We start from the raw sequence: 18,351 nt of genomic DNA, 5'->3' as shown, positions 1-18,351 counted from the left end.
TGAAAGGAAGGGGCGGGACGAACCCGCCCCTTTTGGCCTGATCAGTTGCAGGGATTGATGGTGAAGCCGGCCCGGTATTCCGCCAGGTGCTTCTCACGATCCGCGGGCGACATGGCACGCAGCGCGTTGAGCGGCGACCCGAGCTTGTTGCCGCGCACGTCGTCCAGCGTCCACATCTCCTTGTCGTCGAAGCGCATATGCGGCTGCGGGACGAGCGTCTTGCCGTCGGAGCGAACGAAGTTCAGGTCCTTGATCGCATCGGCCAGATCCCAGCCGTCATAGAGCGTCTCCCACTCACGCTTGCCGCTGAAGCGGCCCATCGCGGGCGTCGGACGGCCCTGATACTCGTCGGCGAAGGCGACCGTTGCGGTCCACTTGTCGAGTTTGTGGGCGAAGGTATGGAGCTGGCCGTCGATCTCGCCGACCACCATGTCCTCACGGATCAGGCAGGGAACGAGGCAGGACCAGCAGCGGTGCGGATAGACGTAGCCGACGTCGCTGTTGAACAGCAGCACCTTCTCGCCCTTGTGGCTGAGCTTGGCGTACCATTTCCAGAACTCGCCGAACTCGGCGTACCAGCCCGGATACTTGTGCTCGAACCACTCGAAGTCCTTGTCGGTCTGGGCTTCGATGCGCCAGAAATTGACCGGCCAGCCGACCGCGAAGAATTGACCGACCTTGTGGACGTAGTTCTTCTTGGTGATGCGCTCCCACGCCGCCTGGACGTCGTCGTGATGGACCTTGATGCCGTATTTCTCGAGCGGCAGCATGTAGGTGCGGTAGTAGTCCTCGTAGATCCAGCGGTGCCACATTTCCGCGTAGGATTCCTTGTTCTTGTCGCGGTTGGTGGTGCCGTATTCGATGAAGGTGCCGATGGCGGCATCGACGATGGCGTGGTTCTGCCAGAAGGCGTAACGCAGGTCGCGCTCGAGCAAGAGGTGATTTTCCGGCTCCTTGAGGGCCGCCATCAGCAGCGAATGGCCATTGCCGATATGCCGGCTCTCGTCGGACTGCACCGACAGGAAGACGGTGGGCAGCGCATAGTCACCATTGCGGGCGGCCTCCGAAGGCATGGCGACGAACAGCGTGTTGGTGAAGGCGGTCTCGGCGACCACGGTCAAGTACATGCAGGCGGCGGTCATCGTGTCGCCGGTGATGAAGCCTTCCGCGAACTGCCGGCCGATGGTCGTGGCGTAGCATTTTCCGAAGGCCTCCTCGGTGATGTCGAAGCCCGCCGGATCGATGTAGTTCTCCATGTACCATTTCTTCAGGTTCATCTGGATCGTCGAGTGACGAAACTCGTCGATCATCTGCATGGTAAAGCCGGTCCTGAGTTCCTCGCCGGGTGCGATACGAGCGACCATCGCCATCGAGCGGGCGGCGGAGATCTCCGGGAAAGGAATGATGGCCAGGAAGAGCTTCATCCACTCGACCCAGCGCGGCTCGACGTTGCGGAACATGTCGCCGCGCAATGCAGCATCCAGCGCACCGTAGACACGGTTGTCCTTCTCTTCCTGCATGGGGAAATAGGATCGCAGGACCTGCTTCATCGGGTCGCGCGGCGTCTTGTTGATCTTGTAGTCGGTCGGAAACGTCATCGCTTCCTGGACGTAGGAAGGATTCCAGCCGAGATCGGCAATCTTCTTGGTCGCCTCGCCGACGGAGATTCCGCGTTGCGAGGTAATCTTGTTGAGCGTCAGAGACGTCATGGTCATAAGCCTCCACCAGGTTTGAGCCGCAGGTCCCTTGACCCCGGCATGAAGCGGCGCACGGCGCCGCAAGTGAGAGTGCGAACGGCACGACAAAGGGTTGCGCATTCAGGCGCGACTCATGGTCCGGCCATTCAAGTGGATCGCGGCAAAGGTTTTAGAGGCGTCTGGCAGGGATCCTCGGCGCCAACCGCATTTGCGATGGGCGTATCGAAGCGGATGTAACCTGCTTCCTCCGTTCCCTCGTTCTTTTGGCACCGCGTCAAAAGCGCGATGGGCTTCTTATGGAAATGTACAAAGCAAGCGCCGTGCCAATTTGAAAATGGCGCCCGTGGCTGGGGATCAAAACAAAATCGCCGCTCTTTCAGCATCTGAAAAGATCGCCAACTGTAACGTTCCTTTACAGTTGTAACGTACGCCTGTAATATTTTAACATCTATTCGCAAATGCGATATATTTAGTTAGCAACTGCAGCAAATACGAAAACGAATATCATCTATTCAACTCTTCGTCTTTCTCTACTATTTGAAGGCGACGGCCAATTGACAGGCCCCGCGCTGGAGAGAGGCAATGCCGAGCGATAGAGACAGCCGGGGGTCGCCCGAGCCAATGTCCAGCCAGGCTGATGGCGTCACTGGCGATCTTGTCAGGCTGATGCACCGCGACCTGGTCTTTGTCATGCGCTTCATGGGCGAGAGCCAATATCGCCTGCAGAGCCATTTCCAGGACTTCATCCGGGCCGAACTTGCCGCCGGTGGCGTCACCACGGAAACCCATCCGATGATCCATCTGTTCATCGAGAACCATGCGATCCTGTTGCGCGACTTCGTTTTTTCCGGCGTTTCGCTGACGCGCCAGTTCCGCGTCGACGAGATCGAGCGCCTCACCGGCGATACGACATCGATGATCCGCGTCGACATCTGGGATCAACTCAAGAGCCACATCGAAGCGGCCGAAAAGCAGTTCCATTCACAAGCCGGCACACTGCCCAAATTGCTGTCGGCTTTCGAAATACCGCCCGGACCGATGGCTGGGGGCGAAAAATGACGGGAGGATCCGATGGGGAAACAGACCGGCAATCATGACGCGCTGCTCGCCCGCCGCCTGGCACTCGTCGCCAACGTCTCGGCGCTCACTGCCGAGGCGCTCCGGCTCAACCAGAAACGCTCCGGTATCGAGATGGATGTGCTGCGCCTGGGGCTGGAAATCGGCAGAAATGGCGCCGGCGCGCAACTGGTGCGGGATTTGCATGAGGCAGAGCAGAGTGCGGCAGCGATCATGCAGGCATGCGTGGCGTGCGAGGAGCGCATCGTCGCGGCCGAAGGCGACATCGAGGACGTCGATCGCCGACTTGCCGCAACGGCGAACGAAAACTGACGGGAGAAACAGCGTGAACCAGCAGACGATGCAGAACCTGACCTTGTTCGACCTTCTGGCCCGCAACTGGCAGCGGCCGTCGGCGATCGCCGATCTGCGCTTCAGTGGGGACGGTTCGACGGTCGCTTTCAGCTCCATAGACGGAACCGTCGCCATCGCCACGGTCGCGGACCACGAGCCGCCGGAGTCGCGGATCAGGGTGAGCAACGATCTCGGCCAGACGACGATCCGGCCCAGGGAGAAACCACCAGTGCCGTTGATCGCCACGACCGCATTTGGAGATGGCGATGTGCCGATCGCCGCCTATGCGCATTCCGGCTTTCTGGTCGGCGCCGCCGGCGGCGAAGTGCTGCATCTGACCGCCGACGGAAAAGTCGCTGCATCCCCGGTCAGAATCGACGGACCGATCGTCGCCCTCGACCACAGCGCCAGATCGGACACGACAGCCGTCAGCAATGGGCATGATGTCTTCCTCGCACGCGCGCTGGGCGATGCCATGCAACTGGGACGCGGTGCCTCGACAGACGCACTTGCCTTCTCGCCAGGTGGGCGGCGCCTCGCTTGCGGCCTTGGTGAAGGACTGTCGATCCGGGTAGTCGAGGGTGCCTTGATCCGCGAAATCTCTTTTCCAGCGCGACCGCTGTCGATCCATTGGAGTAGCGACGGCACATGGTTGGCCTGCGGGCTTGAAACAGGCGGTTTTGCCCTTGTCAGCCTGGCCGATGGCCGGGCTGACATCATCGCTGGATTTCCTTCACCGGTCCGCACGGTGTGCTGGAGCCAGCCGGTGAATGCATTGTTCGCCTCGGGCGCCTTCCGGATCGCCGGCTGGTCGATGGCCGCCCCGCCCGTTGGCGGCGAAGCCTCGGGCGCGCTGGAGACAGGCCGCGCCGGGCTGGTCCTAGTCGAGGCGGTGGCGGCGCACCCGGAGAAAAAACTGATCGCGGCCGGCTACGCCGACGGCCGGATCACCATCGCCCAGATCGGCGCGCGGGACGAACTCCTCGTCAGGCCCCTGGGCAGCGCGGTCACCGCGCTTGCCTGGTCCGGCGATGGGCAGCATCTGGCGGTAGGCGCCGTTGACGGCACCGCCGCGATCGTCACCTTTCCCTCGCAGATGTTCAAATAGCAAAGCAGGGCGCATGCAACAGGAGGAAAAAATGCAAACCGAATCCACCCCCGAGGATGAGAGCAAGGACGAATTCTTCGAACGGCTGGCCAAGCTGTCGGAAGAGATGGTGGCCAAGCACGGCAAGGATTTCAGCATGGGCGCACTGGTGCTCGCCGCCCGCTGGATCGCCGAAAACCGCGTTGGCCAGTTGAAGACCAACTAGCTCGACGAGACTGGCCCTTTCGGTGGGAAATTCCCGAAGATCGCTGTGGCGTCAGCGTCCACCGGCCACGCGGCGCGGGGCCGACAACTACGCCCTGGTGCGCAAGTGAGTGGGGCGCCGCGGTCTCTGCCGTCACAGGTGGCGAAACCGGCCTGAGCGAGGTCGCCGACATCGGCAACGACAGGGTCGGCCAGGCGCTGGCCACCGCGGAACTGCGAGGATGAAGCTCTCATCGCTCGTACTCGCATCTAGGCAGCAAAGGCAGCTCGGACGCGTCCCTCGCCGACCACGCTCTTGATGGCTTCGCGCAGCCCCACTTCGTCCGGGCAAGTGCTCTTGGGGGCGCCCACTGCGCCGCCTTGGCCAAGTATTGCCAACCACCCGCTATGCTCTGTCGGCGACTTCTTAGACGCCCCCCAGCCAGAGAGAATCGCGCATTGACATTCCAATTGATTTTTGGATACCTAATAGTATCTTAGTATCTTCGCGCGGTGAATCTGTTCTGAAAGCCGCCCTTGAGGCGCACTGGATCCGGTCTCTGCATTGATACTTATTGGGAGGAACCGACATGGCAACGACGAATGACGGACTGCAGAGCCTCGAGAGCATCCTGGAAGCAGCGGGCGGACCGGTAAACCTGCTCCGCGGCTCCAACCTTGGGCCGTACCGCTTTCCAGTCATTCCGCCGGAGTTCACGAACTGGCGCGATGAAGTGCGTGCGTGGAAGGACGGCTGCGCGCTGCTCGAGCAGTCCTACCACATGACCGAACTGCATCTGCGCGGGTCGCAGGTCATCCCCTTCCTCTCGGAGATCGCGGTCAACAAGTTCGACCCGTTCCCGGTCCTGCGCGCCAAACAGCTCGTACTGGCAGGCCACGACGGATTCTACATCGCCGACGCCATCATCTTCCGGGAGGCCGAGGACTTCTTCCGCATCGTCGGCGCACCCTTCGCAAGCGACTGGGTGCTCTACAACGCGCAGAAGAGCGACTACGACGTCGAGGCGAAAAAGGACGACAATTTCTCGATCCGCTCCGGCACCCGCGAGGTGTTCCGCGTCCAGATCCAGGGACCGAACGCCCTTGCGCTGGATGCGCGAGGTGACCGGCGGCGGCCTGCCGGAGATCAAATTCTTCAACATCGGTGAGTTCCAGATTGCAGGCAAATCCGTCCGCGCCCTGCGGCACGGCATGGCCGGCGAACCCGGCTTCGAGATCTACGGAGCCTGGGACGACCAGCAGGCGGTGCGCGAAGCGCTGGAGAAGACCGGCGAGAAATACGGGCTGCGCCGGATCGGCGCGCTCGCCTACTCGACCACTGCACAGGAGTCCGGCTGGGTGCCGATGCCGCTGCCGGCGATCTATCACAGCGACGACATGAAGCCCTACCGCGAGTGGCTGAACAACTACTTCCTGGAATCGGTCGCTTCGCTCGGCGGCAGTTTCGTGTCGGACGACATCACGGACTACTATGTCGATCCGATCGAGCTCGGCTACAGGAACGTCATCGATTTCGGCCGCGACTTCATCGGCCGCGACGCCTTGCTGGAGAGGGCGAACAACCAGCGCCGCACGAAGGTGACCCTTGAATGGAACGACGAGGATGCAGCCGCCGTGATGCAGGACTCCATCTTCCCCGCCAACGGCACCCCCGCCAAGTTCCTCAACATGCCGATGCCCATGTACGCCACATTCCAGGTCGATGCCGTCATGAAGAAGGGCAAGGTTGCGGGCATCTCGACCTGGCCGTCTTTCACCGCAAACGCCAACCGCTTCATCTCGCTGGGGCTTGTCGACCTCGAACATGGACCGCCGGGAACCGAAGTCACACTTGTGTGGGGCGAGCCGGAGTCGCGCCGCAACACAGTGGAGAAGCACCAGGTCCGCGAGATCCGGGCGAAGGTCGCGCCGGCACCTTATTTCGAAAAGGTCATCAAGACCGGCAAGCACTGACGCGCTGACCGAAGCCGGCACCGCACGGACCGAGAGCCGACTGCCGACTGCAAAGCATGTTCAGATCACCTTGGAATGCAGCCTCGACTATCGAGGCCGCAGACGAGGTGCCTGTGCTCAGACACGATGAACCCGCGACGAGAATTTCGCCGGCCGCTGCTGATCAGGCGGCGCCGTCCAGATAGCGCCTGTCGAAGACGCCTTCAGCCGCGTCGCGTTTCGACTTGTCGAGCAGGTTGGCCCTGACCATCAGGTCGATCGTTGCCCTGAGCGCCTTGTCTGGTACGGCAAGGCCGTCCGGCCACATGCCCATGCCGCGCATGTATTCCAACCCCCGTCGCGCCAGGGGTTCACTGTCGGGTGTGGTGATACGCTGGAAGATCGGCAGGGCAATGCCTTGGTTGGCCGCCTCGTTGGTGAGCGCATGCGCTTCGATCAGCGCCTTGAGGAAGCGGGTGACGACGTCCCGGTTCGCGCCGAGCCAGGAAGCCTTTCCGATGATGGCGGTGAAGAGGATCTCGGGGATCGCGGCGCAGACCTCCCCGAGCAGGCTGTAGCCCTGGTCCTGGGCGAGGAAGTTCCACGGCGCAGGCTGCGGGGCGCAGTCGATGTCGCCCGCCTGCAGCGCCTCCCACCGCTTCGTATGAATGCCGGCCAAGGCAAATTCATAGTCGCCGGGATAGTGCAACCCTTCCGCAGCCAGCATGATCTGCGTGTAGATCGCAGTCCCCTCCGTCAGCGAGGAGGTGCCGATCCTTTTACCTCTCAGCTCGGCGAGCGAGTTGATGCCCGGGCGCGCCACGATGGACATTGGCAGGCGCACGGCGTTGGCGGCGACGATGCGCAGTTCCCCTCCCCTGACGAAGTCGGCAACGGCGCCTTCCGGTGGCGTGATCGCCAGGTCCGCTTCGCCCTCGAGAACGGCCGTGGTGGCCTTTTCGACGCTGCCCATGCGCTTGTAGACGATCCGCACGCTGTGCTTTTCGAAAAGGCCCTGCTCCTCGGCAACGAAGACGGGAAGCCAGTTGAACCCCTGCGCGCCGCCGGCGAGCCGAAGATCGGCGAGGCCGGCAGGTTCCAGATCGGTCATGACGATATCCTCCCTTGAAACTTCCAGCGCAGCAACGACTTGGTCCTCTGTCTGGCGAGATGCGGCTCGGTCCCGCGCAGTTGGAGCCACCGATGTTGACAGAGGCATGATAATTTGAGATACCAATAAGTATCTAAAAAACAATCGGTATGTCAACATATCGAATAAGGGAGCCGGCTGGATGCAAGATCAAGCCGAAGGGAGGACGTATGCGCACCACCATGAGTTTCGCCGATATCCCTGAACAACAGTCCCAAGCACTGCGGGATTGCTGACATGAGCGGCCTGGCGCGATCGCCACAGGAAGCGATGATCCTGGGCATGGTGACCGTGGGTTTGCTGGCGCTTGTCGCTGCCGGGCTGCTGCGCTGGCTGCGCGCCGGGCGGATCTGGACGGACCTCCTGGTGCCGGCCTGCTTCCTTGTCGCCTACTGGCTCACCTACAACAAGGTGCCGTCTTTCCCGCCTGTGGGCGCGGTCAACAAGATCTTCTTCGTGGCCGTGATCGGAACAGCACTCGGTGTCCTGATCGAGGCCACGGGCCGTAGCGGGCTGGGTCGCGCGCTTGTCCTTGCCCAGCCGATCGCGTCCGCCGCCTATATTGGAACGGCCCGCCTGCCCGATGCACTCCCGGAAGTGGCGGCGGCAGCACTTTGGGGCCTGCTGGTGATGCATGGCCTTTCCTGTGGAACAGGTCAGTCCGAGGACGAATCCGGCACGAGGCGCGCCACCCTGCTCGGCATTGCATGCGCCGGATTCGCGCCGATCGCGCTGTTGGGAGCATCGTCCTCGAGCTTCCAGCTCAGCCTGCTTTTTGCAACCACCATCGCTGCCATTGTCGCCGCCAATATTTCAAATCCGGACTTCGGATTTCGCTCCGCATCCCTCCTTGGCGGAGCAGGAGGCATGATCGCGGTCGCACAGACCGTCACGCTCATCACGCGCAAGACCGACATGCTGGCGCTGGCCGTGTTCACCTTGGTCTTTGTCACGCCTTTTGTCGTCGATCCGGTCCTGCGCCGGGTCCGCGCCACGAACAAGGCCGTTCGAATCGCCACTTTTGTCGGGATGTGCCTGCTGCCTGTCGGCGCATCCCTGGCGACTGTGATCGCGCGATACGGCTCAAGCTTCCCGGTATGAGCCGGGAGAGGACTGTCGGAACCATCAACAGGGAGGAACTACAACCATGTCGAACTTACTGCGCACCACTTTGCTTGCCGCCACTATCGCCTGGCTGCCGCTGACCGCCGAAAGGGCAGCGGCCGGGACCTTCGATATCGATCCAGTGCATTCAGGGATTGCTTTCTTCATCGATCATCTTGGCTTCTCGCAGGTGATCGGAATCGCGAAGGAATTCTCGGGCTCGTTCCAGTTCGACCCCGCCCGCCCGGCGGAAAGCAGCCTCGATGTTGCGGTGAAAGTAGCAGGGATCTCGACCAACAATAGCCAGCGAGATAGCGACATCCAGGGCGCGGACTGGTTCAATGCAACGGAGTTCCCGCAGATCACTTTTGTCGGGCATGAATTCAAGGCGGCCGACGCCAAGTCCGGCACGATCGCCGGCGATCTAACGATCGCCGGCGTCACCAAACCCGTCACGCTGGACGTCACCTTCAACAAGGAAGGCCAAAACCCGTGGGACAAGAGCCACGTCGTCGGCTTCAGCGCGCGCACTTCGATCAAACGCAGCGACTTCGGCATGAAAGCCGCACTCGGAATGATCGGCGACGATGTGAGCCTCGTTATTCAGGTCGAAGGGCGCGCCCGTTCGTAAACAGCGGCGACTTTCCGGCAGGCAACGGGCCTGCCGGGAACCTCGATTCTGCGCAATGGCGTGAAGCGGAGCGCATCGGCGCGGTCCGCCTCCTTCCGGCCGATTGAGAAACTCTCGTCGGCGGATTGCGTCGGTGAGACTTGCCGTGGCCTATTCCGCCGCCACGGGATCTTTACGCCTGAAAGAATCGCCCATGCCGCCTTGCGCGAAAAGGTGGCTTGCATGGGCGATGACATTCTCGGTCGTCTCGCGGATATGCCGGTCGACCAAATCCTGGGCCGTGGCCGTGTCGCGCGCGATGACCCGATCCATGATCATCTTGTGCTCGACGTCCTTTGCCCGCCATTGCGGGCGAAACTGCGAGGACATCCTGCGGTAGCGATGCGCACGCTCGAACAGCTTCTGCCGGATTTCAAGCAGGTTCGGCGAGCCGCACGCCGCGACGAGGGAAAGGTGGAACGCACCGTGCAGCGAAGCCCATTCGTCGGAAAGGTAGTAGCTGGCGCCAAGCCGGCTTTGCAGGCGATCCATCCGATGGAAATTGGCCATAATGTCCGCCTCCCAGCGATCGTCGCCACAATCGATCGCCAGCTTGATGCACTGCCGTTCGATGAGCACGCGGACATCCGTCAGATCGTTGAGGTCAAAGAGCGAGACCGGCGCGACCAGGAAACCGCGCTGCCCCTCCGCGACAACCAGACCTTCGGCCACCAGCCGCGAGAGGGCCTCGCGCAGAGTGGAGAAGCTTACTTCATACAGTTCCTTCAGCGTTTCGAAGCGCAGCTTGGTTCCCGGCTTCAAGGCGCAGCTGATGATGTCGCTCCGCATGCGCGCCAACACGTCCCCGGCGCGTGTCTCTCCGGCGGGCTTGAGGGTAGTGCTCATGCATACGACTCCGCGTTGAATTAGCGCGGAGATTACTGCGGATTTTCGAAATAATCAAACCTGTCGCCCTTTGCGCGCGGGTACCCGCCGGCCGACGGGGAAGAACAGGGCGTATTGAACTTAGCGGTCGGACAACAGCCTCTCGGCATGCCAGCGCAGATGATCGTCCATGAAGGTCGAAATGAAGAAGTAGGAGTGATCGTAGCCCTCCTGCATGCGCAGGACGAGCCTGATGCCCGCCCGGTCGCACGCCTCCTGGAACAGCCACGGCCGCAGACCGTCCTGGAGAAACCCATCGGCCGTACCTTGGTCGACCAGGAATTCCGGGAAGCGCGCGCCGTCCTCGACAAGCGCGCAGGCGTCGTGCCCGCGCCATGCCGCCTCGTCGCCGCCGAGATATTTTTCGAATGCTGGCCGCGACCAGCCGGCGGTGGTTGGCTGCACGATCGGCGCAAACGCCGAGCAGCTCTTGAAGCGCTGGGGATTCTTCAACGCAATCGTCAGCGCGCCATGCCCGCCCATCGAATGGCCGAAGATCGCCTGGCGCGTCATGTCGGCGGGAAATTCCCATGCGATCAACGCCGGCAATTCCTCGGTGACATAGGAATACATGCGATAGTTCCCGGCGTAGGGTTCTTGCGTCGCATCGAGATAGAAGCCTGCGCCGCAGCCGAACTGCCAGTTGTCTTTTTCATCCGGAACATCGGCCCCGCGCGGACTGGTATCAGGGCAAACGACGATCAGGCCGAGTTCGGCGGCCATGCGCCTGTACTCGCCCTTGTCCATTACGTTGGCATGGGTGCAGGTCAAGCCTGACAGGTACCAGACGACCGGCAGCGGACCTTGCGCTGCCTGAGGGGGCACGAAAACGGCAAACGTCATTTCGCAGGCGCAGGCATCCGAAGCGTGGGAATAGACCCCCTGGATACCGCCATGTGATTTGGCGGCGGAAATCAGCTTCATCTGTTGTGGCATGTGTTCCTTCTCCGCCAAACGCCAACCCTGGCCGGGGTATCTACCGCAGCGTTCGTGATTGCAGCAAGCTTGGTGGATCGACCAACGGATCGTCCGGAATGGCCGTGCGGCTTCCGCCAGTCCTGGAGAAGCACCGTATTTTGCAACATAGAGCTTTCAGCGCGGCGTGTGGCTCATACCGATCAATAGACCACGACGCTGCGAATGCTCTCACCGGCATGCATGAGGTCAAAGCCCTTGTTGATGTCTTCGAGCTTCAGCGTGTGGGTGATCATCGGGTCGATCTGGATCTTGCCGTCCATGTACCAGTCGACGATCCTCGGCACGTCGGTGCGGCCGCGCGCGCCGCCGAAGGCGGTGCCCATCCAGGTGCGCCCGGTGACCAGCTGGAACGGCCTGGTCGAGATCTCCTGGCCGGCGCCGGCAACGCCGATGACGACCGACTTGCCCCAGCCGCGATGCGAGGCTTCCAGCGCCTGGCGCATCACCTTGGTGCTGCCGGTGCAGTCGAAGGTGTAGTCGGCGCCGCCGATCTGGTCGGCGCCGCGCTTGGTCATGTTGACCAAATGCGGGACGATGTCGCCGTCGATCTCCTTCGGATTGACGAAGTGCGTCATACCGAACTTCTCGCCCCACGGCTTCTTGTCGTTGTTCAAGTCGACGCCGATGATCATGTCGGCGCCGGCGAGCTTCAGGCCCTGGATGACGTTGAGGCCAATGCCGCCGAGGCCGAAGACGACGGCCGTCGCACCTTGCTCGACCTTGGCCGTGTTGATCACCGCCCCGATGCCGGTGGTGACGCCACAGCCGATGTAGCAGATCTTGTCGAAGGGGGCGTCGGGGTTGACCTTGGCCAGCGCGATCTCGGGCAGCACGGTGAAGTTGGAGAAGGTCGAGCAACCCATATAGTGGAAGAGCTTGTCCTTGCCGATCGAGAAGCGCGACGAGCCGTCCGGCATCAGCCCTTGTCCCTGCGTGGCGCGGATGGCGGTGCACAGATTGGTCTTGCGCGACAGGCAGGACGGGCATTGCCGGCATTCGGGCGTATAGAGCGGAATGACGTGGTCGCCCTTCTTGACCGAGGTGACGCCCTTGCCGACATCGACGACGATGCCGGCGCCCTCATGGCCGAGGATGGCTGGAAACAGGCCCTCGGGATCAGCGCCCGACAGCGTGAACTCATCGGTGTGACAGATGCCGGTCGCCTTGATCTCGACCAGCACCTCGCCGTCGCGCGGACCATCGAGGTCGACCTCCATGATCTCCAGCGGCTTTCCGGCGGCAACAGCGACTGCGGCGCGCGTTTTCATGTGCATTCTCCAATTTCGATCGATTCCGGCCTGCCGACGACAGGCCAATGCGGCACGGTGGCCGTTAGCCTGCCGCCTGCGCGAGCTTCACCTTGTGCCAGGCGATGATGTCCATCAGTTCCGGCGAGAACGCGTCATAGGCGGGAATCTCCGCCTGGGCCAGCGCGCCGCGCACGCTAGCCATGCTGGTCGCCGGCATCCCGGTCTCGACGAGCGAAGACACAAAGGCCGCGAACTCGATCTTCGGCTGGCGCTCATCCGTCGCCAGTTCGGGATGCACGAATTCGAGGCCGTAGAAATGGTGATCCGGATCGGACACCTTGCCGACCATATGCGTCCCGCAGGACCTGCAGCGGTGGCGTTCGATTTTCTGCGTGGCGTCCACGGCCTCGAGCTTGTCGCCATGCGCCTTCACCTCGACGCAGCCCGCCGGCACGACCGCGATCTGCGCGAAGGCGGCACCGGCAGGCTTCCAGCATTTCGAACAGCCGCACAGATGATTGTGCGTCACGGCCTGATCCACCGCGATCTCCACCGGCTCGCTGGCACATTTGCAGCGCGCGGTGAACGCGCCGACCAGCGAAGCCGATATATCCCGCTCGACGGCCGGGTGCAGCTCGACGGTCTCGCCACGCAAAGCTTCCGCGCGTGCCTTCAGCGCGCGGTTCAAGTCGTGATAGGCCGTTCGCAGGTTGGTATCGATGCTGGGCCAGCGCTCGTCAGCCATCGGACCCTCGAAGATCTCGTTGTGGCGCACCCGCGTGCCGCCATTCTCAGTCGGCTCCAGGATGAAAATGTGTTCCGCGCTGAACACGCCGCCGGGCGCCTGGCTCAGCCAGCGAAGTTCCCGCGCCCCCACGATGCGGGTGATGGTCGGCGTGACCTCGCGCTCGGGGACATTGGGCTGGCGCAGCGTTCCGACGACGCGCTGTCCAACCGTCGTGCGTCCGCGCAGCGCCGGCAAGGCTGGATTCCATTCGGGGTAACGCCCGATGTCGTCCAGCACGGCCCACACAGTCTGTGGCGACGCGTCGATGACGATCTCGGTTTCAAGCAAGCGCATGGAGCATCCTCATTCGTGGACTAGATTTGTGTTTGGGGTGCGGCAGCGCGCTAATGCGCGACGGCGCCGAGATAGGCGCTCATGACCTTTGGGTCGTTGAGCAAATTCGGCGCCGTGTCCTCGCCGACGATCCTTCCGGTCTCGATCAGGTAACCGCGATCGGCGGTCTTCAGGCTCAGCCGCGCGTTCTGCTCGACAAGCAGGATGCCGAAGCCTTCGCCGGCGATGGTGGCCAGTGATTTGAACAGCTCTTTGGAAAGTAGCGGCGACAGTCCGAGCGAGGGCTCGTCCAGCATCAGGATGTCCGGCTTCGACATCAGCGCCCTGCCGATCGCGACCATCTGCTGTTCGCCGCCGGACATGGTCTGCGCCAGTTGGCGAGGGCGTTCGGCAAGCCGGGGGAACAGGCCGTAGACGAAATCAAGCATCTTGCCCGCATCGGCTTTCGCGCGCCTGGCATGGCTTCCAAGCCACAGGTTCTCCGCCACAGTGAGTTCGCCAAAGATGCCGCGGCCTTCCGGAACGAGCGCGATCCCCTCCTCCACCATCAGATGGGCGTCGAGTTTCGTGACATCCTTGCCGTTCATGACGATGCTGGTGCCGGGCTCCGTCCCGACAAGCCCTGCAACCGCGCCGAGGAAGCTGGACTTTCCAGCGCCATTGGCGCCCAGGACAACGCAGATCTCGCCCTTGGAAACGCACGCGGAAACACCTTCGAGCGCGACGTGCCGTCCGTAGCGGACACCGAGATTGGAGACCTCAAGCATCGTCGTCTCCCAGATAGGCACGGACGACCTCCGGGTCGGCCAGGACATCGGCCGACCTGCCATCGGCGATCTTCGTGCCGGAATTCATGACCACGCAGCGTGAACAAAGCGAACGGATGGCATCCATCACGTGCTCGACCATGATGATCGTCCGACCCTGCGCGCTGATCTCGCGGATGAGTTCTATGCCGACCCTCAACTCGCTCGGGTTGAGGCCGGCGAGCCATTCGTCGAGCAGCAGGACATGAGGGTTTCCCGCAAGCGCACGGGCGAGCTCGATCCTCTTCTGGTCGATGTAGGTCATCGCCGCGACGGGAACCTCCTCGCGGCCTTTCAACCCGACCCGCTCCAGCAGATCGCGGGCGAGCGCAAGCGCCTCGGCGCCCCAGAGCCTGTTGTGCCCGAAGACAGCGCCGGCGACGACGTTCTCCAGCGCGCTCATCGACGGCAGGACGCGCACCAGCTGGAAGGTTCGGGCGACCCCAATGCGGGCGATCTTGTGGGCCGGACGTCCGGCGATGGGTTGACCGGACAGCAAGATATTGCCCGACGTCGGCGATAGCGCTCCCGATATAAGGTTGAGCATCGTGGTCTTGCCCGAGCCGTTCGGGCCGATCAGTCCCAACAGTTCGCCCTTGGCGACTGCGAAACTCACATCGTTGACGGCGACAAGACCGCCGAAGGCTTTGCGTACCCGATTGATGGTCAGTAGAGGAACGCTCATCTGCCCTCCTCGACAGTTGTCGTCAGCAAGCTTTTGTCGGTTGGGCGACGGCGGAACAGGCTTTCCAGCTGTCCCGTGACGCCGTCGGGAAGCACATAGACGATCGCCAGAAATGCGAGTCCCATGATCACCGCCGTCTGGTTCGGGAAGTGGCCCGAGATGAAGTCCATCACCACGGTGAAAGGAACAACGCCGACCAGGGGTCCCCAAAGCCGGCGTGTGCCGCCGAGCAGTGCCATGATGACCACGAGGAACGACGTCATCGGGTTGAACGCCGCATCTGGTGTGATGTAGCTGTAGCGGGGCGCCATGATCGCGCCGGCCACGGCAATGAAGGCCCCTGAAACGGCGAAGAGGATGATCCTTGCGCGAGCGGTATCGACGCCGACATGGCGCGCCACGGCTTCGTCATTGCCGATGATGCGCAAGGCCAAGCCGAGCCTGGATCTGTTAATGAGCCACCCGGTCAGAAAGACGACTACCGTCAGCGCAAGCAGCATCCAGTAGAGATGCGTCTCGGTGAAATCGGTAAAGACGTAGAGTCCGATCGCGCCGCCGAAATTGGTCTGCACCCAGGTCACGATCTGGCCGAGGAGTTCGGCAAGGCCGAGGGTGAAGATCACGAAATAGACCCCTGAGAGCCTGAGGGTCGCCAATCCGACCAGTGTGGCCAGCAAGGCGCCGGCGACGACCGCGATGAGGATAAGAGCAGGGAAAGGCAGGACGTCGATAAAGATCGCGACCGAATAGGTTCCGACCCCGAAGAAGGCGGCGCTCGCCAGCGAGACAAGGTGCGTTGGCCCGGAAAAGAGCGCCCAGGCCGTGCATATGGCGGCATAGAGCATGATGTTGACGCTGAGCGACAGCCAGAACCCCTCGGTCACCAGGGGGAGGAAGGCCAGCACGGCCGCGCCCGCAAGGCCGGCGCCAAGAGCCAGGAGTTCGTTGCGCGGGATGTTCATCATGCCGGCCGCTTTCCGAAGATGCCCTGCGGCCGGAACAGCAGAACGACGATGAAGAGGGTGTAGTTGGCCGCCAGCGTCAGTCCGGGATCCAGCAGGCTGGCGACGAGCGTCTCGGTCACGCCGAGGACGAGGGCCGCAAGAACAGCGCCGCGCACGTCGCCGACGCCGCCCATGATCACGATGATCAGCGCCTTCATGGTGAAGATCACGCCCATCGACGTGTTGAACGTGTAGAAGGTCGACAGCAGCGTGCCGGCGCAGGCCGTGATCGCTCCTCCGAGCGCAAAGGCGAAGGCCGCGGTCTTGCGCACGTCGATCGCCACGAGCCTTGCCGCGCGCGGATCGACGGCGACGGCGCGAACCGCCGTGCCACGGTCGGTATGGTAGAGGAAGAGGTAGAGAGCCACTGCGATCACGGCGGCGGCGACAAAGGCCACGACGCGGTTCAGGCCGAACGAGTTGCCCATGATCGAGAATGGCCGGGCGAGGAACTCGTAGTTGAAGTAGGACCCGCCGAATGCCTGCAGCATCAGCCCCTGGAACAGGAACAGCAGTCCGAAGGTCGCCAGGATGGAATCGACCTCGAGCATGCCGCGATTCCTGGCCCGCTTCACCAGTGGCTGCATCAGCCAGGTGTAGATCAGCCAGTTGACGACGAAGGCGACGGGGCCGATCACCAGCAGGCCCAGCAGCGGATTGATCCCGAAGCCTGTATACAGCCAGAAGGTGACGAAGCACGCGGCAACGAGCGTCTCGCCATTGGCGAGGTTCATGATCCGCGCCACGCCGTACTGGAGCGTGAGCCCGAGCGCGATGAGCGTATAGGTGCCCCCAAGGAGTAGGCCTGTCAGCAGGATGAGCATTGTACTCTCGCAGTCACGGGCCCGGCGTCACGAGGACGCCAGGCCCCTGGGGAGGATCGGATCAGTTGCTGCGCCAGGCGGGCTTGAGCACCGGCGGCTGTGCGCCCTGGAGGTTGCCGGTCGCCCTGACGCCTTGCACGACGCCATCGCTCCACTGGCCGACCGTCCAGTTGTTGTTGTTGATGTTGTTGTCGAAGTGGACATCGCCGATGACGGTCTTGAACGTGCCTGACTGGATTTCCTTGTTGAGCGCCTGCTTGTCCAGGCTGCCGACGTGCTCGACGGCCTGCTGCAGGATCTCCAGGCTGGCATAGGCCACCGGGCTCGCCCACCAGTCGGCTTCCTGACCGGTCACCGCGAGGTGCTCCTTGCGATAGGCCTGGAAGACGGGGTCGCTCGCATTGACGCCGCCCATGATCAGGATGCCGTTGGCAGCGCCGCCAAAGCGCTTTCCGTATCCGTCGAGATTGCCGCCGACGCTGACGAAGAACGCTTTGACGTCGAACTTCTGCAGTTGCGCCTGCTCGGTGAGAGCGAAGCTGTCCGGCGGATAGGAATAGGCGATGAAGGCGTCGGGGTCGGCCGCCTTGGCGCTGGCGATTACGGGAGCGACATCCTGATTGCCGAGCGGATAGGAGGTTTCGTAGACGATATCGAAGCCGGCCTCCTTGAGCGCGGGCTTGCCGGTCTTGATCATCTCGAGGCCGAAGGCATCGGAAACGTTGACCACCGCGACACGGTTGCCGATCTTGCCGGCGTCGCGGAGATCCTTGAGCGTGCCGACGATGCCGTCGGCGATGCCCTGCGCCGGGCCGAGCAGCCAGAAGGTGTTCGGCCAGCGCTTGACGAATTGATCGAGATCGTTGGCATTGCCGGTGGAGACGATCTGCGGGTAGCCATATTTCGCGATCAGCGGAGCGGTCGCGAGATTGAGGCCTGTCGAATACGGCGGGATGATCAGGTCGACCTGGTCCTGGGTGGCGAGACGCTGGATGTTCTTGACCGCCTCTTCCGGCGACGACTTGTCGTCATATTCGACGATCTCGATCGGCCGCATCTGATCGCCGACCTTGAGGCCACCGGCCTTGTTCACCTTCTCGGCCCACAGCTTGATGTTCGGCCAAAGCACACCTGACGCGCCGCCCGCAAGCGGACCGGTCTTGGATGCGCTGACGCCGATTCTGACCGGATCCTGCGCAAAGGCCGCGCTGAACGTGCCGGCCGCCAGGGCCGCCGAAAGCATGAGTACGTTGAAACTGCGTCGCAACATCGAAATTCCTCCCAGTTCTGGTTGTGTTGGCCTCCCCTCGCCTCCCAGCGAGTTGGTCGACCGATCCCCTAGCGAAATTGCTTAGGCCATTTTCCTCCGACGATCCAGCAAATTTCGTAAACTTACATATTTTCGTTATTTTCTCCAAGTGACGATATTTCCTGTCGCCCCGTGGTGCCGCCGTTGGCCCCGATCGTTGCTGATTTGGTTGCACTGCGGAAAACCGGTTCCGCACTGCATCATTTAAGATACTTTATAGTATGCAGATACGCCTACGAATGTCAATGCCGAGA

General features: G+C 62.4%; 19 protein-coding genes. 8 read left to right on the top strand and 11 right to left on the bottom strand.

Features of this window, described 5'->3' with window-relative positions:
* Window positions 1-41: 41 nt before the first annotated feature.
* The gene (locus DH08_RS15665; RefSeq protein ID WP_210328755.1) at window positions 42-1,715 is read right to left on the bottom strand and encodes an aromatic/alkene/methane monooxygenase hydroxylase/oxygenase subunit alpha; all 1,674 of its coding nucleotides are present in this window, start codon (window positions 1,713-1,715) and stop codon (window positions 42-44) included.
* Window positions 1,716-2,279: 564 nt separating this feature from the next.
* Here DH08_RS15665 and DH08_RS15660 point away from each other — a divergent pair.
* From DH08_RS15660 to DH08_RS36865, 6 genes are all read left to right on the top strand, one after another.
* Window positions 2,280-2,756 (top strand): hypothetical protein, encoded by a 477-nt coding sequence (locus DH08_RS15660; RefSeq protein ID WP_192180154.1) that lies wholly within the window; start codon window positions 2,280-2,282, stop codon window positions 2,754-2,756.
* A gap of 12 nt (window positions 2,757-2,768) precedes the next feature.
* On the top strand, window positions 2,769-3,086 hold the full coding sequence (locus tag DH08_RS15655; protein ID WP_192180153.1) for a hypothetical protein: 318 nt from the start codon (window positions 2,769-2,771) through the stop codon (window positions 3,084-3,086).
* A 13-nt stretch (window positions 3,087-3,099) separates the two neighbouring features.
* A complete protein-coding gene (locus DH08_RS15650) occupies window positions 3,100-4,215 on the top strand; it encodes a WD40 repeat domain-containing protein (RefSeq protein WP_192180152.1) in 1,116 nt (371 codons plus the stop codon).
* Window positions 4,216-4,246: 31 nt separating this feature from the next.
* Window positions 4,247-4,420, top strand: a complete 174-nt coding sequence (locus DH08_RS15645) for a hypothetical protein (RefSeq protein ID WP_192180151.1) — start codon at window positions 4,247-4,249, stop codon at window positions 4,418-4,420.
* A gap of 568 nt (window positions 4,421-4,988) precedes the next feature.
* Complete coding sequence (locus DH08_RS36870) at window positions 4,989-5,567, top strand: hypothetical protein (RefSeq protein WP_210328754.1); 579 nt, start codon at window positions 4,989-4,991, stop codon at window positions 5,565-5,567.
* The gene (locus DH08_RS36865; RefSeq protein WP_282595039.1) at window positions 5,512-6,372 is read left to right on the top strand and encodes a hypothetical protein; all 861 of its coding nucleotides are present in this window, start codon (window positions 5,512-5,514) and stop codon (window positions 6,370-6,372) included. Before DH08_RS36870 ends, DH08_RS36865 begins: the two co-directional genes overlap by 56 nt.
* A 163-nt stretch (window positions 6,373-6,535) precedes the next feature.
* Here DH08_RS36865 and DH08_RS15635 read toward each other — a convergent pair whose 3' ends face one another.
* Entirely contained in the window at window positions 6,536-7,462 is a 927-nt protein-coding gene (locus tag DH08_RS15635; protein ID WP_192180150.1) for an ABC transporter substrate-binding protein, read from the bottom strand.
* Between the two features lie 276 nt (window positions 7,463-7,738).
* On the opposite strand from DH08_RS15635, the gene DH08_RS15630 reads away from it, so the two are divergent.
* On the top strand, window positions 7,739-8,602 hold the full coding sequence (locus tag DH08_RS15630; RefSeq protein ID WP_192180149.1) for a hypothetical protein: 864 nt from the start codon (window positions 7,739-7,741) through the stop codon (window positions 8,600-8,602).
* A 46-nt stretch (window positions 8,603-8,648) separates the two neighbouring features.
* Entirely contained in the window at window positions 8,649-9,236 is a 588-nt protein-coding gene (locus tag DH08_RS15625) for a YceI family protein (RefSeq protein WP_192180148.1), read from the top strand.
* 150 nt (window positions 9,237-9,386) lie between these two features.
* Here DH08_RS15625 and DH08_RS15620 read toward each other — a convergent pair whose 3' ends face one another.
* The 9 genes from DH08_RS15620 to DH08_RS15580 form a co-directional block, all read right to left on the bottom strand.
* A complete protein-coding gene (locus tag DH08_RS15620) occupies window positions 9,387-10,121 on the bottom strand; it encodes an FCD domain-containing protein (RefSeq protein WP_192180147.1) in 735 nt (244 codons plus the stop codon).
* 120 nt (window positions 10,122-10,241) lie between these two features.
* Window positions 10,242-11,096, bottom strand: coding sequence for an S-formylglutathione hydrolase (gene fghA / locus DH08_RS15615; RefSeq protein ID WP_246800863.1), 855 nt, complete (start codon window positions 11,094-11,096; stop codon window positions 10,242-10,244).
* Window positions 11,097-11,278: 182 nt separating this feature from the next.
* On the bottom strand, window positions 11,279-12,406 hold the full coding sequence (locus DH08_RS15610) for an S-(hydroxymethyl)glutathione dehydrogenase/class III alcohol dehydrogenase (RefSeq protein WP_192180146.1): 1,128 nt from the start codon (window positions 12,404-12,406) through the stop codon (window positions 11,279-11,281).
* A 64-nt stretch (window positions 12,407-12,470) separates the two neighbouring features.
* Complete coding sequence (locus DH08_RS15605) at window positions 12,471-13,469, bottom strand: SRPBCC family protein (protein WP_192180145.1); 999 nt, start codon at window positions 13,467-13,469, stop codon at window positions 12,471-12,473.
* A 50-nt stretch (window positions 13,470-13,519) separates the two neighbouring features.
* Entirely contained in the window at window positions 13,520-14,236 is a 717-nt protein-coding gene (locus DH08_RS15600; RefSeq protein WP_192180144.1) for an ABC transporter ATP-binding protein, read from the bottom strand.
* Window positions 14,229-14,960 (bottom strand): ABC transporter ATP-binding protein, encoded by a 732-nt coding sequence (locus DH08_RS15595; RefSeq protein ID WP_192180143.1) that lies wholly within the window; start codon window positions 14,958-14,960, stop codon window positions 14,229-14,231. Before DH08_RS15595 ends, DH08_RS15600 begins: the two co-directional genes overlap by 8 nt.
* Window positions 14,957-15,925: a branched-chain amino acid ABC transporter permease gene (locus DH08_RS15590; RefSeq protein WP_246800862.1), complete on the bottom strand. Its 969-nt coding sequence runs from the start codon at window positions 15,923-15,925 to the stop codon at window positions 14,957-14,959. Before DH08_RS15590 ends, DH08_RS15595 begins: the two co-directional genes overlap by 4 nt.
* Window positions 15,922-16,788 (bottom strand): branched-chain amino acid ABC transporter permease, encoded by an 867-nt coding sequence (locus DH08_RS15585; protein WP_192180142.1) that lies wholly within the window; start codon window positions 16,786-16,788, stop codon window positions 15,922-15,924. Before DH08_RS15585 ends, DH08_RS15590 begins: the two co-directional genes overlap by 4 nt.
* 61 nt (window positions 16,789-16,849) lie before the next feature.
* Window positions 16,850-18,058, bottom strand: a complete 1,209-nt coding sequence (locus DH08_RS15580) for an amino acid ABC transporter substrate-binding protein (RefSeq protein WP_192180141.1) — start codon at window positions 18,056-18,058, stop codon at window positions 16,850-16,852.
* Window positions 18,059-18,351: the final 293 nt, after the last annotated feature.

Origin of the sequence: Mesorhizobium amorphae (assembly GCF_014843845.1) — a bacterium.
GTDB lineage: Bacteria > Pseudomonadota > Alphaproteobacteria > Rhizobiales > Rhizobiaceae > Mesorhizobium > Mesorhizobium amorphae_A.
Note: the sequence above shows the minus strand (reverse complement) of the source record. Positions and strands in the feature narration are given on the sequence as shown.